We start from the raw sequence: 19,116 nt of genomic DNA, 5'->3' as shown, positions 1-19,116 counted from the left end.
CGCCACCCGTGCGTGGTTCCGGTAGCACCGGCTACCGGAACCACGCACCGGCGTGTCGAGGGTGGGTGAGGAGGCCGACGCGTGCACGTCCTAGCATGGGTTGCCCGGGCGAACGACGGTCGAGGAGGAAAGCGCGTGGCGAAACGGAAGATTCCGGTCGTCGTTGTTGCAGGCTTCCTCGGATCGGGAAAGACCACCCTGCTCAACCATCTGTTGCGCAATACCCGGGGCGCTCGAATTGGAGTGATAGTCAACGACTTCGGCGCCGTGAACATCGATTCGATGATGGTCGCGGGGCAGGTCGACTCGATGGTTTCGCTCAGTAACGGATGCCTGTGCTGCGCGGTCGATGTCAGTGAGATGGACGCGATGCTCGACAAGCTTGCGCACCCGAAATCCGATCTCGACGTCATCGTCGTCGAAGCAAGCGGGTTGGCGGAACCGCGCAACATGATCAGGCTCGTTGTCAGCACGGAGAACGAACACATCACCTACGGCGGACTCGTGCTCGTCGTCGACGCATACGAGTTCGACACCACGCGGGAGCGGCACCCCGAACTCGACCAGCACGTCGCGATGGCCGACTTGATTCTCCTGAACAAGACCGACCTCGTCGACAGCGATGCTCATGACGACCTGCTCGGTCACCTGTGCCGACTCAATGCACGGGCGGCGGTGGTGTCGACCGACCACAGTCGGATCGACCCGGGTCTACTGTTCGATTTCACCGAGCGCACCGAGGCGAAGCCGGGCGAACAACTGACCCTCGACGACCTGCTGCGGGAGTGCAACGAACACCGGCATCGACACCTGCACGACGGATACGACTCGATCACGTTCGAAAGCGACGCGCCACTGCATCCGCGCGTGCTCGTGAACCTTCTGGAGAATCAGCCCGCGGGAGTCTTCCGGATCAAGGGCTACGTGACAGTTACCGCGGGACTGCGCTCGACGAGGTATCTGTTGCAGACCGTCGGCGACCACATCCGATTCGAACCACCCGGACGTGGTGACGAGGCTCCGGGCACCACCCGGCTCGTCGTCATCGGGGCCGATCTCGATTCCGACGCGGTACGCGATCGGTTGCGTCGATGTGTCGCGGGCGAACCGGTGTCGGCGGACGCGATGTACGCCGTCCACCGGTTCACGGCGACCTGAAGAACTCCCCTGCCTAGCGGGCGGCTGCGCTGCGGCGTGGTGCCCGACGCTGGCCGCCACCCGCCGCGCCCTGTCCGGCCGCGGCACGACGGCCCCCCGTACCACCCTGGCGTGCGGCGGAGCCGGTGCGTGCACCCGAGCCCTGCCGACCGGATCCACCCTGGCGTGCTCCACCTTCGTTGCGTGCACCGCCACTCTGTCGGGATCCGCCGGTGCGGCGGGCACCACCCGAGCGTGACGGCCGGTTCGATCCGGACGTCGCTGCCTGCTTCGGTGCCGGCGGCACGTGCGGTGCGATCTCGCCGACGAGCGCGAGGACGTGCTCGGAGCTGGCGGTGGACTTCACCGGAGTGACGCTGATCGATGCCTTGCGCATGATCGTCGCGAGGTCTTTGCGCTGATCCGGGAGCACGAGCGTCACCACGTCACCGGTGCTGCCTGCGCGCGCGGTCCGGCCGGACCGGTGCAGGTACGCCTTGTGCTCGGCGGGCGGATCCACGTGCACCACCAGCTGTACATCGTCGACGTGCACACCGCGTGCCGCTACGTCGGTCGCGACCAGCACGCGTGCTGCGCCCGACGAGAATGCCGCCAGGTTCCGGTCGCGTGCGTTCTGCGACAGGTTGCCGTGCAGATCTACCGCGGGGATTCCGGAGTCGGTGAGCTGCTTGGCGAGCTTGCGCGCCTGATGCTTGGTGCGCATGAACAGGATGCGGCGCCCCGTACCCGAAGCGAGGGTGCGGACGAGGTCCTTCTTCGCGTCGACGCCGGCAACGTCGAACACGTGGTGGGTCATCGCGGCGACGGGGGAGTGGGCCTCGTCGACCGAGTGGAGAATCGGATTCTTCAGGAACTTCTTGACGAGCTTGTCGACACCGTTGTCCAGCGTCGCCGAGAACAGGAGTCGCTGCCCGCTCGTGGCGGTGGCGTTCAGAATGCGGGTGACCCCGGGGAGGAATCCGAGGTCGGCCATGTGGTCGGCCTCGTCGAGGACGGTGAGTTCGACGGCATCGAGGCTGATGAAGCCCTGACGCATCAGGTCCTCGAGACGACCCGGGCAGGCGATGACGATATCGACGCCGCGTCGGAGGGCCTCGACCTGACGGTTCTGCGACACCCCACCGAAGATGGTGGTGACCCGCAGGCCCGCGGTGTGTGCGAGGGGTTCGACCACCGCGGCGATCTGCGTTGCGAGTTCGCGGGTGGGAGCGAGCACGAGGCCGCGGGGACGCCCGGCCGCACGCGTCGAGCCTCCGGAGAGACGAGCGGTGAGCGGGATGGAGAACGCCAAGGTCTTACCGCTACCGGTTCGGCCGCGGCCGAGAACGTCGCGACCTGCGAGGGAGTCGGGAAGGGTGTCTTCCTGGATGGGGAACGGGCTGGTGATACCCGAGTCGCTCAGTGCGGCGACGAGCGGACGGGGAACCCCGAGATCGGAAAAGGATGTGGTCATGGAACAGCGCTGCCTTTCACTGCGGCGTGTATGCACGCATGCGGGAGTGAACCCGAATGGTGCGGTGTGATCGCCGCGAGGAAGGCCGATGCGTGTCCTTGCTTGCGGGCCGGGCACGATCCCGGGCCGCCGGTATCCCACGACGGTGGGTGTCGTCGTGACACCCGAACCGGATCAGACTACCTCACCCGTCGCCGAATCCTGCTCCCGCTTCAGAACGAATGGATCCTTCGATCGGTCTGACGAGACGAACGATTCGTTCGTTCGGAAGGGAAGGGGCGGTCAGCAGACCCCGACCCACTCGGAGATGCCGTCGGCGAACTGCTGCCGTTTCCAAATGGGCACTTCATGTTTGATGCGTTCGACGAGTTCGGCGCACGTCGCGAAGGCCTCTGCTCGATGCGGTGCGGCGACTGCCGTGACGATCGCGAGATCGCCGATGGTGAGTTCGCCCACCCGGTGGACCGCAGCGACCGGAAGACCGGATTCTGCGGCCACCTCCTCGCAGACCCGTCGCAGGAATGCCTCGGCGTCCGGATGCGACCTGTACTCGAGCGCCGTCACCGCCTGGCCGCCGTCGTGGTTACGCACCGCACCGGTGAACACCACCACTGCGCCGTGCTCGGGTCCGGCAACCGCGGCGTCCACCGCGGCAGGATCCAACGGCTCCGACGAAATTCTTGCCAGCAGGTCACTCATGGGCTCCGCCTCCGGACACTTGCGCCAACAGATGATCGAGGATCGGGTCGAGTGCGGCGAGTCCGTCCTGGACGCCGCCCGGTGATCCGGGCAGGTTCACCACGACGGTGAACCCGGCCAGACCGGCGACGCCGCGGGAGAGCACCGCGTGCGGGGTGACGTCGAGCCCGCGCCGCCGAATCGAATCGGCGACGCCGGGCAGCTCACGGTCGAGGACTCCGAGGGTGGCCTCGGGTGTCCCGTCTGTGGGCGACGCTCCGGTACCGCCGGTGGTGATGACCAGGGCGGGACTGCCGGTGAGAGCGTCGGCCAGGCCAGCGCTGATCTGCGCGTCGGCGTAGATCAGCGGGCCTCGCACCGAGAAGCCGCGTTCGGTGAGCCACTGTTCGATGACCGGGCCGGTCTTGTCGTCGCGCGTGCCCGCGGCCACACCGGTCGAGGACACCACGACGACCGCGGAACGCGCGGATGCCGTGTCGAGTGCCGGTGTGTCGGTTGGTGTCGACGCCTCGTGCGCGGAGGCCTCGTCACGAAACCACCGTCCGCGCTTGCCACCTTCCTTCGAGACCAGGCGTACTCCGTTGAGAACCGCTGCAGGATCGACGGCCTTGACCATGTCGTGCAGGGTGAGTCCGGCGACAGCCACCGCGGTGAGCGCCTCCATCTCGACACCGGTCGGGCCGGTGGTCTTCGCGACCGCTTCGATCGTGATCGCGGTGTCGGTGAAACCGAAGGTCACCTTCACCGTCGACAGCGCCAGCTGGTGGCACAGGGGAATGAGTTCCCACGTACGCTTGGCGGCGCCGATGCCCGCGATGCGGGCGGTGGCCAGTACGTCCGCCTTCGGCATGTCGTCGGCGCGAACGAGTGCGATCACCTCGGCGGTGGTCGCCAGCTCGCCGGCAGCGACAGCGACTCGATGAGTGTCGTTCTTCGTCGAGACATCGACCATCCGAGCGCGGCCCTGATCGTCGAGGTGGCTCAATTCGCTCACAGTGGAAGCACTTTCACGAGGTCTCCGGATTCGAGGGTGGTGATGTCGGGATCGATGTCGAGAAGTGCATCGGCGGTGGCCAGGCCCGCGACGAGATGAGAACCGTGTCCGGCAAGCGGTATCACACCGTCTCCGTCGAGACACGCCCGTAGGAACTGACGACGGCCCGCGATGGACGTGACGCCGGTGGTCAGCGGTCGTGTGCCCGAGGCGATGGCCGGCAGACCTGCGATGTCGCGCAGTAACGGACGGGCGAACACCTCGAACGAGACGAGCGCGCTCACGGGGTTACCCGGGAACGTCAGGATCGGTACGCCGTCGACGATGGCGGTTCCCTGTGGCCCGCCGGGCTGCATCGCCACCGACACGAAGCTACCGCCGCGCGGCTCGAGGGTGTCCTTGACGACCTCGAAATCTCCCTTCGAGACGCCACCGGAGGTGAAGACCACGTCGGCGACCGCCACCGCGTGGGCGATCATGGCCGCGAACTCCTCGGGGTCGTCATCGCAGTGTGCGATCGACACGACCTCGGCACCGTTCGCGGCGGCGCTGGCCGCGAGCGCCGGACCGTTCGAGTTGTAGATCTTCCCGGGCCCGAGGTCTTTACCGGGAGTGACAAGCTCACTGCCGGTGGAGATCACCGCGACCCGGGGTCGCGCCCGAACCGGAATGTCGGTCAGGCCCACCGCGGCGAGGACCGAGATGTGCCGGGCCGCCAGGACGGTGCCCGCCGGGAGCAGGAGTTCACCGGCGTGCACATCGCTGCCGGCTTCGCGTACATAGGTGCCTGGCGTGGTTGTGCGATGCACGGTGACGGTGCCGGCATCCTCGTCCGTCTCGGTGTCCTCGATCGGAACGATCGCATCAGCGCCGTCGGGGATCGGGGCGCCCGTCATGATCTTGAGGGCGGTGCCCGCGGACAGGGTGGAGACGGCATCGCCGGCGGCGATGACGGCCTGCACGGGCAGGGTCGCCGGCACCGTGCCCACCGACGTGGCGTCGACGGCGTAACCATCCATCTGTGAGTTCCGGAACGGGGGGAGTGAGATCGGTGCATGGACCGGCTCGGCGAGTGTCCGGTCCAGTGCGCGTGCAAGCGGTACCTGCACAGGAGATATCGACCGTAGCGGCTCGAAAAGCGTCGCTACGTGCTGTGCATGTTCCTCCACGGACCGCCTGCCGCCTGCCATGGCGACTACCGTACCGGTGTCCCTTCCGGGGCATTCGTATCCCCGGTTGCGTTTCATAGGCATACTGGCGATATGAGGCCGGTGGTTCTGTGACAGCAGTGGATGTGGGAATGCCGTCCGTCCGCGCGGAGACGGACGACGTGTCCGACCGTCCTCACGTGCCCGACCTGCTCGACCGGTTCGGCCGCGTCGCGCGAGATCTGCGCGTCTCCATCACCGAGAAGTGCTCACTGCGCTGCACGTACTGCATGCCAGAGCAGGGCCTGCCCGCCATCCCGCGCGAGCAACTGCTCGACACCGCGGAAATCGTGCGGTTGGTGGGGGTCGCCACCGGCCTGCTCGGGGTGCGGGAGGTGCGGTTCACCGGCGGTGAACCCCTGATGCGACGCGACCTCGAAGACATCATCGCGGGCTGCCGCCGAGTTGCCCCCGACGTGCCGTTGGCACTGACCAGCAACGCGGTCGGACTCGCCCACCGGGCACAGGGCTTGCGTGACGCCGGCCTGTCTCGGGTGAACATCTCCCTCGACACCGTCGACCGTGATCATTTCGCCCGGCTGACCCGCCGCGACCGGCTCGATTCGGTGCTCGCAGGCATCCGCGCGGCCAAGGCCGTCGGGTTCACCAGGGTCAAGGTCAACGCGGTACTCATGCCGGACACTCTCGATGGCGCCGCAGACCTGCTGCGCTGGTGTCTCGATGAGGGCGTCGAACTGCGGTTCATCGAAGAGATGCCCCTCGACGCCGACCACGAGTGGGCCCGCGCGAACATGGTCACCGCACAGCGCCTGCTCGAGGTACTCGGCGCCCACTTCACCTTGACGGAGGAGCCCCGTGAGGATCCGTCGGCTCCCGCGGAACGGTGGTCTGTCGACGGGGGTCCGGCGACCGTGGGGATCATTGCCTCGGTCACCCGGTCGTTCTGCTCGGACTGCGACCGTACGCGCCTCACCGCAGAGGGCACTGTCCGATCGTGCCTGTTCAGCGATCGTGAAACCGATCTGCGCGCGGCGGTGCGCGGTGGTGCGACCGACGACGAACTGGCCGCGCTGTGGCGCGGCGCGATGTGGAACAAGTGGGCCGGACACGGCATCGACGCGGCGGATTTCGTTCCGCCGGAGCGCAGTATGGGAGCTATCGGTGGTTGAACGGGTGACCGGGGTCGAGGTGCGGTACTTCGCGGCAGCTGCAGACGCGGCCGGACGTGAGAAGGAGACGATCGACCTCGCCGTGGGCTCCGACCTCGCAGCGCTGCGCGCGGCTCTGATCGAGCGACACGGGCCCGATATGGAACGGGTCCTGTCGGTTGCCGCCTATCTCGTCGAACCGGGGCCGGACGGCGGCGAACTCACCCGCGACCCGACCCACCCGGCGGGAGCGAAGGTGGACGTGCTGCCACCCTTCGCCGGTGGGTAGCTCTCAGCGCCACCAGGTGTCGAGCGGAGTGACGGGCACGGTCCGCTTGTGCCTCGTCGCGAGGAACACCCGCTCGATCTTGTCTGCCACCTCCGCTGTGACGTCCTCACCTTCGAGGTAGTCGTCGATCTCGGCGTAGGTCATGCCGAGTGCGACCTCGTCGGGCAGGGCAGGCCGGTCGTCCTCGAGATCTGCCGTCGGAACCTTCTGCCACGTGCTGTCCGGTGCCCCGAGCTCACGGAGGAGTGCCGCGCCCTGCCTCTTCGTCAACCCGGTGAGTGGAGTGATGTCCACCCCGCCGTCCCCGAATTTCGTGAAGAAGCCGGTGACGGCCTCCGCCGCGTGGTCGGTGCCGACCACCAGGTAACCGAGCTCGCCCGCGATGGCGTACTGCAGCACCATTCGCTCGCGGGCTTTGATGTTGCCGCGGACGAAATCGCGGAGTGCGGCGCCGTGTCCGAGGAGTTCACCGATGCCCTGGGCTGCCTCGACGGCAGTCGCGTCGGCGCCGGGCTTGACATTGACCCGGAACTCGCGATCGGGCCCGATGAAGTCGAGGGCGATCCGCGCATCGTGTTCGTCGGCCTGCTCACCGTACGGGAGGCGGACGGCGACGAATTCGGCGTCGTGCCCTTCGGTACGCAGCGTGTCGACGGCAAGCTGGGTCAGCTTGCCAGCCAGCGTGCTGTCCTGACCGCCGCTGATGCCGAGTACGAATCCCTTGGCGGGAGTCGACCGAAGGTAGTCGGCGAGAAACTGTACCCGAGAGCGGATTTCGTCGTGGGGAACAACGGTGGGCCGGACGCCGAGTTCATCGATGATCCGAGCGCGAAGGTTCGTCATCTGGGAACTCTAACCTGGGAATTCGACACCATTGACAATGCCGTGGTGGCAGGGCCGGACGCGCACCCCGTTCTCTCTCCGCGGGCCCGCGCCCGGCGGGATACGGTCGTGTACTGCACCGGGCCGCGGACGCGAACCGGGACACGGAGGCGGAAGGACAGCGGGTGAAGGACATTCTCGTCGTGTCGGCGACGAAGGCAGAAGCTGCCCACGTGCCGGATCGGTTCGACGTGCTCGTCGTCGGGATCGGCAAGGTCGACGCGGCAGTTGCGGTGACGGCGACCCTCGCGCGATATGCGGTGTCCGAACGGCCCCTGGTGGTGAACATCGGGACCGCTGGCGCCCTCCACGACCAGCACAGCGGCATGTTCGTACCGTCGACGGTGATCAACCATGATTTCAGCGGGGAGGTCCTGCGGAGCCTGGGGTACCCCGCCCGCGACACCCTGGCACTCGACGCCGGCGACGGAACCGTTCTCGCCACCGGCGACGCGTTCGTCTCGGACGCCGAGGTCCGCGCCGCACTTGCGGCGCGTGCCGACCTCGTCGACATGGAGGGCTACGCGATCGCTCATGCCGCGGCGCACATGGGTGCGCGGTGCCGGTTGGTCAAGCACGTCAGCGACAACGCTGATGAGTCGGCGATGGACTGGCCCGATCGGGTCGACGCGAGTGCGCGGGCGCTCGCACGATGGCTCACTGATCGGTACTGACGCCGATGGAGCCGGTCAGCGGGCGGTGAGACCCACGCCGTTCATCCCGTCGGCGGCGGTGATGATCATCGTGGAGCTGTCCACGGAGTAGGTGGTCTCCCCGGCCAGAACCGCAAGAATGTGGTGTTCGATGTCGGTGGTCTCCGGGTCGCTGCACGCGATCGTCGTGGTCGCCAGAGCACCGAACGTGATGGTTCCCTCACCCACCTCCGCGGGGCCGGAGAACCGATTGCATCCGGCGTTGCCGCTGACGGTGCCGTCATCGGCGATCGTGAGTGTCGGTGCTGCAGACTCGAGCGCGAGCGAGGAGATGACGGCATCCGGGGTGCGTAGCGTGGTGACCGTCCATTCGGTGCCCGTGACCGGTCGGTCGGGCTCGACGACTTTCTTGTCGCCGAGAGTGACGGTGGTGTCGCCGCCGGTGAGCGTGAGAACGTCACCGTCGAGTCGCCACCGGGGGGAGGACTCGAACAGAGTGCTCAACCACTGGTCCGCGCCATCGCGCGGCGGAGGACACGCCATCATCGTGCTCGCCAGGCTCGGCGCAGTCAGCGTGTCGTCAGCGAGATCGACGGCTCCGGTGAATTGGTTGCAGCCGGCGGTGGCGGCGATCCGCCCGGGTTCGGGGAACTCGACCGTCAGCGGCCCCTCTCCCGGAATGGGAGCGCCTGTGACCTCGGTGGAGAGGAAGGTGCGACCGGTGAGGTCATCGATCGAGCCAGTCCCGGAGGGGTCGGGTGGGCTGGTACTGCATGCGGAGACACCGACTGCCACGGAACACAGTGCGAGGACACCGAGGATACGAGTCATCCGCCCACGCTACGTGGAGTGTTGTGCCCTCGGGTTCATGCGGGATCAGCCGAGCGCGTCGATGATGCGGTCGACAACGTTGTTCGCACTGTAGTAGTCGAGGCGGAAGCTGTCGTAGCCCAGCGCGTAGACAGAGTCGTTCTGGACCGACTTCGTGTTGGCCAGCGTCGGATCGGCCTTCAAGCGGTCGGCGTCCTCTGGCAGGGCGTTGATGATGAACGTGGTTCCGCCGGTCAGAGCCAGCGGCAGGTTCTCGGTTGCCACGGCGATGATGTCCGAGCGTCCGGCAGCGGCCGCTCCTGCTGTCTCGGGAACCGCCGCGATCTCGAAGCCCAGCCGCGTCGCGAGGCGGCCCTGAGCGGACTCGTCGGTGAAGATCCGGGAATCCTCTGGCGAATTGTAGGTGAGGATGCTCACCGTGTTGTCTCCGGCGAGGGCAGGTTCGATCGTGCCCTTCGCCTCGTCGACCCTGCTGTCGAATTCTTCGAGAAGTTCGGCTGCGCGTTCCTCGGCGCCGACCGCCTCGGCCATCTGCGTGGTCAGGTCCTGCCACGACTTGTCCGAGTAGTCGTAGACGAGGGTGGGTGCGATCTGGGAGAGCAGCTCGACCTGATCGATCGTGGAATCCGCTCCGCTGGACGAGACGACGATGAGGTCCGGTGTCGCGGCGGTGATCGCCTCGAGGCTCGGCTCGCCCTGGTAGAGGACCTCTACGTCACGCTCGGTTGCGACGTCGGCCCACTGTGTGAACAGACCGTCCTCATTGGTCACGGTGCTCGGAGGCTGTGCAGCGGTGCCGTATAGCGGCGCATCGAGGGCGAGCAGTGTGCCGGTGAGGGCTGCTCGATACCCGACATCAGATCTCCGCAGATGCTGGTGTGCGTGGCGTTGCTACGGGTGGTGACCGACGACACGCCGGGACAGATCGGCCCAGTTGTCGCCCAGTCGACGCAGCGAATACCCCGCGTCGCGCCACAGGTGCAGCACCAGCGTCGCCTCGAGGGATGCCAGCAGGGACTCTGAGAGGAGTCGGGTGTCGCCGTCGACGTCCATTTCACGGAGCAGCGATTCGACATGGACGAGCGAGACCTGCCGCGCGGGCACGGAGTACCGGGTGTCGACCCCCGCCTCGACCGCGCGCAATACCTCACCTTGGATTTCGACGAGATCAATGCGGGCCCGTCCGAAGGCGATGAGCCGTTCGAGGGCAGGCGCACCAGGGCCCAGCGGTGGCGGACCATACAGGAACGCCTGTTGGAACTCGCGTTCGCTGTGGTCGAGAAGTGCTGCCATCAGTCCTGCACGGGATCCGAAGCGTCGGAATACTGTGCCCTTGCCGACTCCCGCGCGCCCCGCCACGGCGTCCATGGACACACGGTCGGCGCCGTGCTCGGAGACGAGCAGCGCGGCCGCGTCGAGCAGACGTCTGCGGTTGCGGGCGGCGTCGCACCGCTCGGCGTCGTCGGAGTCGGCGCGAGGCAGTGGCTTGTTCACAACGTCACACTTTAACGGGTCGACTACACAATTGGACCGCGGTCCGCTTATGATTGCGTAGTCAATTACTCCGCACGCTGAAGGACGCATCATGACCCAGACCCGCGTAATCGCACTCACCGGTAGCCTGCGCACCGGTGCCGTCTCCCGTCAGCTCGCCGAGACCGCTGCCGCAGTCGCCCCGAATGGCGTCGAGGTCACCGTCTACGACGGACTTGCCGACATTCCGTTCTACAACGAGGACCTCGACGGCGAGAACGTCCCCGCTGCTGCCGTCGCACTGCGTGACGCTGTCGCGGAAGTGGACGCAGTCCTGCTCGTCACTCCGGAATACAACGGGACAACCAGCGCCGTCCTCAAGAACGCCATCGACTGGACATCGCGTCCATACGGCGCGGGTGCCTTGCGTGGCAAGCCGGTCGCTGTCATCAGTCAGTCGCCGAGTGCAAACGCCGCGAAATGGGCGCTCGACGACACGGTCAAGGCCACCGGCATCGCGGGCGGCACCGTCGTCGAGGGTGCCTCGCTGGCCGTCGGTGAGACTTTCGGCAAGTTCGCCGGGGCACACGCGAAGGACCACGGTGAAACCGCCCAGCAGATCGCAGCGGTCGTCGAGACTCTCGTCGCTGCAACCGAGGTGCTCGAGCACGCCTGACGGCCAACGCGAATGATCGCGGGTCGGGAAGGGGTCCGGCTACGCGATCATTCTCGGCCCTGTTGGACCACAAGACTGTTGGATCACAAGACTGTTGGACCACAGGCCGATGCAGCGGATGAATGAGGGTTCCCGACCAGGGCATGCCGACCGACGTCAGCCGGCCCATAGCTGACAAAGGGTTCCCGGGAAATCGTCCGGTGGACCAGTGGTATTCCACACCCGAAGAACACAACAATCCGCTCGAGTCACACACCGTCGTCGCCCGTTGGGCCGATGACACCTTGACGACGTACGACTCGACGCAACACCCGCACGGCGTGGTGAAGGCGCTCGCCCCCGTGCTCGGACTCGAGCTCCCGGATTCGGGTCATCGCTCCGTACATCGGTGGCGGATTCGGCTCCGAAGGAGCCCTGCACGCCCACGACGTGCTTGCGGCGATGGCCGCGCTGACGCTCCCCGGGGTCGCCGTGAAATTCGCGGTGTCGCGGCAGGGCATGTTCGCTTACGTCGGGCACCGGGCCCCACTGTGTCGCACGTGCGTATCGCCGCGACACGGGACGGCGACATCACCGGAATCGTCCACGACGCCTATTTCCGCTCACTCGACCGTCCTTGTCGGTGGGGTGCGTCACACTGGTGCACGACACGCCGAGTCACCCCGCGGGGCCGGCAGAATCACGAGGGCGACCTGGGAATATCATGCATGTAAGTCACAACATCCTGGGTTCTATGTATCTGTCGGGCACAAGGTGTAGTGTCGAGACCGTTGGAAGCCCATACGGCATGAATCTCTCGGGGAAGTGAGATTCACGCGAGTTCGGTGGGTATTCGAGCATCGCGCAGCAGTCAGTCGTCCGGCCCGTCGCGGCCGTGTTGAAGAGGGGAATCCTATGAACATCACCGTCTACACCAAGCCTGCCTGCGTCCAGTGCAACGCCACCTATCGAGCCCTCGACAAGGCCGGAATCGAGTACTCGGTCGTCGATATCTCCGAGGACCCCGAAGCCCGCGACTACGTGATGGCCCTGGGTTACCTCCAGGCTCCCGTCGTTGTGGCGGGCGAAGACCACTGGTCGGGTTTCCGTCCCGACCGCATCAAGGCGCTCGCGGTCGCTGCCTGATCCCGCACGGATCACTGCAACGGCAGGCACTGTACGACGGGCAGCCTTTCGTAATCGACCGAAAAGTTGGTGAGTACCGATGACCTCGCAGGGGTCTACCCCGGGGACGTCTCTGGTGTACTTCTCGAGCGCATCCGAGAACACCCACAGGTTCGTGCAGAAGCTCAGGCTTCCGGCTACCAGGATCCCGCTGCACGACCGTGAGGGCGTGTTCGAGGTCCACGATCCGTATGTGCTGATCTTGCCCACATACGGGGGCGGCACCACCATCACCGGCCGCGACACGAATTTCGTGCCCAAGCAGGTGATCCGCTTCTTGAACAACCGGCGCAACCGAAGCCTGATCCGCGGGGTGATCGCGGCAGGAAACACCAACTTCGGTGAATCGTTCTGTTTCGCGGGCGACATCGTCTCGCGAAAGTGCAAGGTGCCGTACCTGTATCGGTTCGAACTGATGGGCACGGCCGACGACGTCGAGCGTGTCCGAGATGGTCTCACGCAATTCTGGGGGCAGAACCTCCGGACGGCATGAATGCACAGGCGGGTCTTCGGTCCGCCGTCTACGAGTACCGCGCGCCAGTCGGCCGCGCGGCTGATTTTCATACCTTTCGATATGTAGGGGCAGCACTGTGACCATTACCGATCCCGCTCGGACGACGAGTGCCGCGGCAGACGAATCGCTCGACTATCACGCACTCAACGCGATGTTGAACCTGTACGGCCCCAATGGTGAAATCCAGTTCGACAAGGACGTGGCCGCGGCGCGCCAGTACTTCCTGCAGCATGTGAACCAGAACACCGTCTTCTTCCACAACATCGACGAGAAGCTCGACTACCTCGTCGAGGAGAAGTACTACGAACCGGAGGTGCTCGACAAGTACTCGCGAGTCTTCGTCAAATCGCTTTTCGACCAGGCGTATTCGAAGAAGTTCCGCTTTCCGACGTTTCTCGGGGCGTTCAAGTACTACACCTCGTACACGCTCAAGACGTTCGACGGCAAGCGGTATCTCGAGCGCTTCGAGGACCGTGTGTGCATGGTCGCCCTGACCCTCGCGGATGGCGACGAGATCCTCGCCCGGCACCTCGTCGACGAGATCATCTCCGGACGATTCCAGCCTGCGACCCCGACGTTCCTGAACTCCGGCAAGAAGCAGCGCGGTGAGCCGGTGAGTTGTTTCCTCTTGCGCATCGAGGACAGCATGGAGTCGATCGGTCGCTCGATCAACTCGGCGCTGCAGTTGTCCAAGCGTGGTGGCGGAGTTGCTTTGCTACTCAGCAATATTCGTGAACATGGCGCCCCGATCAAGAAGATCGAGAATCAGTCGTCCGGTGTCATCCCGATCATGAAGCTGCTCGAGGACTCGTTCTCGTACGCCAACCAGCTCGGGGCCCGTCAGGGTGCCGGTGCGGTGTACCTGCATGCGCATCACCCCGACATCTACCGCTTCCTCGACACCAAGCGGGAGAACGCCGACGAGAAGATCCGCATCAAGACGCTCTCGCTCGGTGTCGTGATCCCCGACATCACGTTCGAGCTGGCAAAGAAGAACGAGGACATGTACCTCTTCTCGCCGTACGACGTCGAGCGTGTCTACGGCAAGCCGTTCGCCGACATCGACGTCACCGAGAAGTACTACGAGATGGTCGACGACAAACGCATCCGCAAGTCGAAGATCAAGGCGCGCGAATTCTTCCAGACGGTCGCGGAACTGCAGTTCGAGTCGGGCTACCCGTATGTGATGTTCGAGGACACCGTGAACCGGGCGAATCCCATCGCGGGTAAGATCACCCACTCGAACCTGTGCGTCACCGGCGACACTGAGATTCTCACGGCGAACGGCTACCGTCGGGTGGTGGACCTGTATGAGTCCCAGGAAGATTTCGATGTCGTCGTGGACAAGCGGGCGCGCGATATGGATCTCGCGACTCCGGGTATTGCGGTGGAGCCGTCCACGCGCATGTTCAAGACCGCCGAGGCTGCCGACATCTTCAAAGTCGTCACGGCAGAGGGCTTCGAATTGCGCGCCACCGAGTGGCACAAGATGTATGTCGACCGTGACGGCGAGTTGGTCAAGATTCCGCTGATAGAACTCGAGCCCGGCGATCGGATTCTGGTTCAGTCCGGCGAAGGGGCTTTCGGTGTGGAGTCCAACTCCGAACTCGCGTATATTGCAGGGGTTCTCGCTGCAGACGGGACTATCGTCGAGCAGGCGGAGGGGCGCTCGCACTCGGCTCGTCTTTATCTCCACGGGCCCAAAGCCGAGTTCGGTAACGCGCTCGAGGACGCGATCGCCAAGGTGCTGGCCGGACGGGTCGAGTTGATCGAGAGGCAGGCGACCCTCACTCCGACATTCGTCGAATCCACGGCCTACGGTCGCATGCAGTTGCAGTCGGCTCCGCTGGCCAAGGTACTCGCCGAGCGGGGTGTCACTCAGCGGACCAAGACCGATGTGCCGGAATTCGTGCTCCGTGGAGATCGCGAGACGCAGCGAGCGTACCTGAGTGGACTGTTCCAGATGGATGCGTGCATCACAGGTTCCACGTCGGCCGGTGTACTTTCGATCGAACTCGGATCGATCGATCGAAAGCTGCTCGTCGATGTACAGCGCATGCTGCTCAACTTCGGCATCTTCACCCGCGTCTACGCCAATCGCAAGGCATCGAGTCGCGCGATGTTGCCGGATGGCAGAGGCGGTCACAGGGAGTACAATCAGAGCCCCAATTGGACGCTACGGGCGACCAACCGTGCGGATCGTGACGCACTCTACGCACTGCTCGAGTGGTCGACCACGCAGCGCGCAGGCTGGGAGGCGCGGTACACCGAGCCTATTCGTCCGGTCTATGCAACGCACAAGCACCGGGCGACGGTCTTGACGATCGAACCGGACGGCATCGAAGACGTCTACGATGTCACCGTCGAGAATGGTCATTCGGTGGTTTTCTCGGGAATCGCAACCGGAAACTGCTCCGAGATCCTCCAGGTCTCTACACCGTCGGAATTCAACGAGGATCTGTCCTACAGTCATGTGGGCAAGGACATCTCGTGCAACCTGGGTTCGCTCAACATCGCTAAGGCCATGGACTCCCCGGACTTCGCGCAGACGATCGAGGTGGCGGTCCGCGGCCTGACCGCGGTGTCCGATCAGACAAGCATTGCGTCGGTGCCGTCGATCGAGAAGGGCAACAACGAATCCCACGCCATCGGCCTCGGCCAGATGAACCTGCACGGGTATCTCGCTCGTGAGCGCATCTTCTACGGTTCGGCAGAGGGTATCGACTTCACGAACATCTACTTCTACACCGTTCTGTTCCATGCGCTGCGGGCATCGAACCGGATTGCCATCGAACGCGGCAGCCATTTCAGTGGGTTCCCGGAGTCGAAGTACGCCTCGGGTGAGTTCTTCGACAAGTACACCGAGCAGGCCTGGGAGCCGGAGACCGACCGCGTCCGGGCACTGTTCGCCGACGCCGGTGTGGTCATCCCCACCCAGAACGACTGGCGCGAGTTGAAGGCGTCGGTGCGTGAGCACGGCATCTACAACCAGAACCTGCAGGCGGTCCCGCCGACCGGGTCGATCTCCTACATCAACAACTCCACCAGTTCCATCCACCCGGTGGCGTCCAAGGTCGAGATCCGCAAGGAAGGCAAGATCGGCCGGGTCTACTATCCCGCGCCGTACCTGACCAACGACAACCTGGACTACTACCAGGACGCGTACGAAATCGGCTACGAGAAGATCATCGACACCTACGCCGCCGCGACACAGCACGTCGACCAAGGTCTGTCGCTGACGCTGTTCTTCAAGGACACCGTCACCACGCGCGACGTGAACAAGGCGCAGATCTACGCATGGCGGAAGGGAATCAAAACGCTGTATTACATCCGCCTGCGGCAGCTTGCGCTGGAAGGGACCGAGGTGGAGGGCTGCGTCGCCTGCACTCTGTAATTCCGAGCACTTACCTCTGAACCCAGGGAGTTAACCGTGACGACGGCGACAGGTGGAGTGATCTACGGGGTGCGCTTGCGGTCGTCATATGACTACCGTTACCTCGGCCTCACGACGAAAACTGCCGAAATCCGCTTGCGCCGGAATCTCAAAATTGCTGCCGGAGAGTGGAAGACGCCATTCTACGACTGGCTGCGCAACCAGGATCGAGCGGAAGTCGTCGTCGACACTCTCGACTGGGTGGAGGTCTCGCCGAATCGGACGGCGGCCTCGGCCCCACCGGCGTCGTCTGGACCGACGAGATGCGGGAGGCCGCTCGAGTCAGGTCCACGGGGAGGCCGGGAGTCAGTCGGTTCGGTAAGCACGCTCCGTTCTACGGGCGTAGCCACTCCGATGCGCGGCCGATGCCATTGAGTAGGCGTAGTGCCCACGCGCGCTACCACACCAACAAGGGTGTCGTGAAGGACACGTGCCAGTACTGCATCGAAGATGCAACTCGAACAGATGATGAGTGAAAGAAAGCGACAGCTGCCATGAGCCAGAAGATCAAACTGATCGACCGGGTGTCGGCGATCAACTGGAACCGCGTCCCCGACGACAAAGACGCCGAGGTGTGGGATCGCCTCACGGGTAACTTCTGGCTGCCGGAGAAGGTGCCCGTATCCAACGACATCCCGTCGTGGGGCACCCTCACCGAGTACGAGCAGCAACTCACCATGCGGGTGTTCACCGGGCTGACCCTGCTCGACACCATCCAGGGCACCGTCGGTGCCGTGTCGCTGATCCCCGATGCGGTCACGCCGCACGAGGAAGCGGTGCTGACGAACATCGCGTTCATGGAGTCGGTGCACGCCAAGAGCTACTCGCAGATCTTTTCGACGCTGTGCTCGACACGCCAGATCGACGACGCGTTCCGCTGGTCGGAGGAGAACGAGAATCTGCAGCGCAAGGCGCAGATCATTCTCGAGTACTACCAGGGTGACGATCCGCTCAAGCGCAAGGCCGCCTCGACACTGCTCGAGTCGTTCCTGTTCTACTCGGGCTTCTACCTGCCGATGTACTGGTCGTCGCGGGCGAAGCTCACCAACACTGCCGACGTGATCCGGCTGATCATCCGCGACGAGGCGGTGCACGGCTACTACATCGGATACAAGTTCCAGAAGGGACTCGAGCAGGTCACTCAGGCCGAGCGGGACGACATCAAGGACTGGGTCTTCGATCTGCTGCTCGAACTGTACGACAACGAAACCCACTACACCTCGGATCTGTACGACGAGGTCGGTCTCACCGAGGACGTCAAGAAGTTCTTGCGGTACAACGCCAACAAGGCCCTGATGAACCTGGGCTACGAAGCGCTGTTCCCGAAGGACGAGGCCGACGTGAACCCGGCGATTCTGTCGGCACTGTCGCCGAACGCCGATGAGAACCACGACTTCTTCTCGGGGTCGGGTAGCTCGTACGTGATCGGCAAGGCCGTCGTCACCGAAGACGAGGACTGGGACTTCTGACCCTGAGCCCGTGCGTGTTTCTGGTAGCAGCCGCTACCAGAAACACGCACGGGCAGCAGCGTTTTCTGCCTCACCTACCAGCTTCGGCGTGGTGTGCGCGCTCCGGCCGGGTTCGCCGAAGAACTACCCACGCGAGTAGCGCAACGCAGGAGAGTAGCGCGATGTTCTGACCGAATTTGGCCGCAATGCTGACGCCTTGGGGCACAGGAGCCAAGAAGCCGATGAGCGTGCGGCCGATCAGCGCGCCGGCGGCCAATGTGCCGATTTCAGCAGAGCCCCACGATCGGAACCTCCCGATGGTCCGGAGAACCCCCGCTGTCACTGCGAGCAGGAGCACAGCAATTGCCGTCCCCGCCCACGTCCAGGGCAAGACATCGAAGGAGAACATGGCCACCGCTCCCGAGATGAGTACGAGATAGGGCGACACCTGCACCCGCCCGGACGAGGGGCCGGCACGGCCGATGCGAGTGAACGCTGAGGCTGCCAGGATGGCGACCACTGCAAGGACAACGACCGATTGAGTCACAGTCGGGCTGTATCCGTACATGTTCTCGGCATCGTCGCGGATGACGAGCGCGGCAACTACCCATAGGCCGGAGAGAATCCCGATGGCCCAGCGCCCGAGAAGGGGTCGTCCGCGATGTTGCGGAGCGAGGGCACCCAGGATCGCCAGCGGGGCGCCGATACTCATCAGTACATGTCCGCCAACCCACGCGACCGCATTGAAGGCGGTGATCCCCAGAGGATTGATGAAGGTGGCTTCGCGCATGTCATCCCAGAACACGAAGTCGGCCCGGTGCTCGGCGAAGAGCGCAAGATCGATGATTCCCGGCATCGCCACACCGAATGCTGCTGCTAACAACGTGATCCCCATCCACCCGAGGTCGAAGCGAACTGCTACCTCTCGGATGAGGAGGGCTGCACCGCCGTACAGCGGACCGAGGATGAGAAGGGAGGTCGCCATGACCACGACATCGCCGGTGGAAGACAGGTACGCCTGCAGATATTCCGCGCAGATCGGAGCACCCAAGAGGACGGCGAAAATCGGAATGATTCGTTCTCGCAGCGACAGAGTTTTCAGGCGCATGTGGGGAGGGTAGCAGTTAATGGA

Annotated in this window: 18 protein-coding genes and 2 pseudogenes; 11 read left to right on the top strand and 9 right to left on the bottom strand. The window is 64.7% G+C overall.

The window, feature by feature from the left end; genetic code table 11:
* Positions 1 to 135: 135 nt before the first annotated feature.
* On the top strand, positions 136 to 1,158 hold the full coding sequence (locus ACZI8W_RS12475) for a CobW family GTP-binding protein (RefSeq protein ID WP_463368799.1): 1,023 nt from the start codon (positions 136 to 138) through the stop codon (positions 1,156 to 1,158).
* Between the two features lie 13 nt (positions 1,159 to 1,171).
* On the opposite strand, the gene ACZI8W_RS12470 is transcribed toward ACZI8W_RS12475, so the two are convergent.
* The 4 genes from ACZI8W_RS12470 to ACZI8W_RS12455 form a co-directional block, all read right to left on the bottom strand.
* Positions 1,172 to 2,611, bottom strand: a complete 1,440-nt coding sequence (locus tag ACZI8W_RS12470) for a DEAD/DEAH box helicase (protein ID WP_463368798.1) — start codon at positions 2,609 to 2,611, stop codon at positions 1,172 to 1,174.
* A 282-nt stretch (positions 2,612 to 2,893) separates the two neighbouring features.
* Positions 2,894 to 3,310, bottom strand: a complete 417-nt coding sequence (locus ACZI8W_RS12465; protein WP_463368797.1) for a molybdenum cofactor biosynthesis protein MoaE — start codon at positions 3,308 to 3,310, stop codon at positions 2,894 to 2,896.
* Complete coding sequence (gene moaCB, locus ACZI8W_RS12460; RefSeq protein WP_463368796.1) at positions 3,303 to 4,304, bottom strand: bifunctional molybdenum cofactor biosynthesis protein MoaC/MoaB; 1,002 nt, start codon at positions 4,302 to 4,304, stop codon at positions 3,303 to 3,305. Before moaCB ends, ACZI8W_RS12465 begins: the two co-directional genes overlap by 8 nt.
* Positions 4,301 to 5,494: a molybdopterin molybdotransferase MoeA gene (locus ACZI8W_RS12455; protein ID WP_463368795.1), complete on the bottom strand. Its 1,194-nt coding sequence runs from the start codon at positions 5,492 to 5,494 to the stop codon at positions 4,301 to 4,303. Before ACZI8W_RS12455 ends, moaCB begins: the two co-directional genes overlap by 4 nt.
* Before the next feature lie 89 nt (positions 5,495 to 5,583).
* Between ACZI8W_RS12455 and moaA the strand changes: the two genes are divergently transcribed.
* Positions 5,584 to 6,642, top strand: coding sequence for a GTP 3',8-cyclase MoaA (gene moaA, locus ACZI8W_RS12450; RefSeq protein WP_463368794.1), 1,059 nt, complete (start codon positions 5,584 to 5,586; stop codon positions 6,640 to 6,642).
* Complete coding sequence (locus ACZI8W_RS12445) at positions 6,635 to 6,910, top strand: MoaD/ThiS family protein (protein ID WP_463368793.1); 276 nt, start codon at positions 6,635 to 6,637, stop codon at positions 6,908 to 6,910. The genes moaA and ACZI8W_RS12445 overlap by 8 nt, the downstream gene beginning before the upstream one ends.
* Positions 6,911 to 6,913: 3 nt before the next feature.
* Here the strand turns inward: ACZI8W_RS12445 and nadE are convergent, their stop codons facing one another.
* Positions 6,914 to 7,753 (bottom strand): NAD(+) synthase, encoded by an 840-nt coding sequence (gene nadE, locus ACZI8W_RS12440; protein WP_463368792.1) that lies wholly within the window; start codon positions 7,751 to 7,753, stop codon positions 6,914 to 6,916.
* A gap of 164 nt (positions 7,754 to 7,917) precedes the next feature.
* On the opposite strand from nadE, the gene ACZI8W_RS12435 reads away from it, so the two are divergent.
* Positions 7,918 to 8,466 carry a nucleosidase gene (locus ACZI8W_RS12435; protein ID WP_463368791.1) on the top strand — a complete coding sequence of 183 codons (549 nt, stop codon included), beginning with the start codon at positions 7,918 to 7,920 and terminating at the stop codon, positions 8,464 to 8,466.
* Between the two features lie 15 nt (positions 8,467 to 8,481).
* Here the strand turns inward: ACZI8W_RS12435 and ACZI8W_RS12430 are convergent, their stop codons facing one another.
* The 3 genes from ACZI8W_RS12430 to ACZI8W_RS12420 are packed head-to-tail and all read right to left on the bottom strand — an operon-like array spanning position 8,482 to position 10,770.
* Positions 8,482 to 9,276 (bottom strand): META domain-containing protein, encoded by a 795-nt coding sequence (locus tag ACZI8W_RS12430; RefSeq protein ID WP_463368790.1) that lies wholly within the window; start codon positions 9,274 to 9,276, stop codon positions 8,482 to 8,484.
* A 45-nt stretch (positions 9,277 to 9,321) separates the two neighbouring features.
* Positions 9,322 to 10,146, bottom strand: a complete 825-nt coding sequence (gene fepB / locus ACZI8W_RS12425) for a Fe2+-enterobactin ABC transporter substrate-binding protein (RefSeq protein ID WP_463368878.1) — start codon at positions 10,144 to 10,146, stop codon at positions 9,322 to 9,324.
* Between the two features lie 21 nt (positions 10,147 to 10,167).
* On the bottom strand, positions 10,168 to 10,770 hold the full coding sequence (locus tag ACZI8W_RS12420; RefSeq protein ID WP_463368789.1) for a TetR/AcrR family transcriptional regulator: 603 nt from the start codon (positions 10,768 to 10,770) through the stop codon (positions 10,168 to 10,170).
* 91 nt (positions 10,771 to 10,861) lie between these two features.
* Here ACZI8W_RS12420 and ACZI8W_RS12415 point away from each other — a divergent pair, with 91 nt between their 5' ends.
* From ACZI8W_RS12415 to nrdF, 7 genes and pseudogenes are all read left to right on the top strand, one after another.
* Positions 10,862 to 11,425, top strand: a complete 564-nt coding sequence (locus tag ACZI8W_RS12415) for an NAD(P)H-dependent oxidoreductase (RefSeq protein WP_463368788.1) — start codon at positions 10,862 to 10,864, stop codon at positions 11,423 to 11,425.
* Positions 11,426 to 11,619: 194 nt separating this feature from the next.
* Positions 11,620 to 12,030: pseudogene (locus tag ACZI8W_RS12410) on the top strand (molybdopterin cofactor-binding domain-containing protein); the annotation flags it as partial.
* 289 nt (positions 12,031 to 12,319) lie between these two features.
* Positions 12,320 to 12,550, top strand: a complete 231-nt coding sequence (locus ACZI8W_RS12405) for a redoxin NrdH (protein ID WP_463368787.1) — start codon at positions 12,320 to 12,322, stop codon at positions 12,548 to 12,550.
* A gap of 79 nt (positions 12,551 to 12,629) precedes the next feature.
* A complete protein-coding gene (gene nrdI / locus ACZI8W_RS12400; RefSeq protein WP_463368786.1) occupies positions 12,630 to 13,082 on the top strand; it encodes a class Ib ribonucleoside-diphosphate reductase assembly flavoprotein NrdI in 453 nt (150 codons plus the stop codon).
* A 97-nt stretch (positions 13,083 to 13,179) separates the two neighbouring features.
* Positions 13,180 to 13,695: pseudogene (locus tag ACZI8W_RS12395) on the top strand (ribonucleotide reductase N-terminal alpha domain-containing protein); the annotation flags it as partial.
* 54 nt (positions 13,696 to 13,749) lie between these two features.
* Entirely contained in the window at positions 13,750 to 16,497 is a 2,748-nt protein-coding gene (locus tag ACZI8W_RS12390; protein WP_463368877.1) for an LAGLIDADG family homing endonuclease, read from the top strand.
* A 533-nt stretch (positions 16,498 to 17,030) separates the two neighbouring features.
* Entirely contained in the window at positions 17,031 to 18,005 is a 975-nt protein-coding gene (gene nrdF, locus ACZI8W_RS12385) for a class 1b ribonucleoside-diphosphate reductase subunit beta (protein ID WP_463368785.1), read from the top strand.
* A gap of 70 nt (positions 18,006 to 18,075) precedes the next feature.
* Here the strand turns inward: nrdF and ACZI8W_RS12380 are convergent, their stop codons facing one another.
* The gene (locus ACZI8W_RS12380) at positions 18,076 to 19,092 is read right to left on the bottom strand and encodes a hypothetical protein (RefSeq protein WP_463368784.1); all 1,017 of its coding nucleotides are present in this window, start codon (positions 19,090 to 19,092) and stop codon (positions 18,076 to 18,078) included.
* Positions 19,093 to 19,116: the final 24 nt, after the last annotated feature.

Source organism: Rhodococcus ruitaii, from assembly GCF_055230935.1.
Note: the sequence above shows the minus strand (reverse complement) of the source record. Positions and strands in the feature narration are given on the sequence as shown.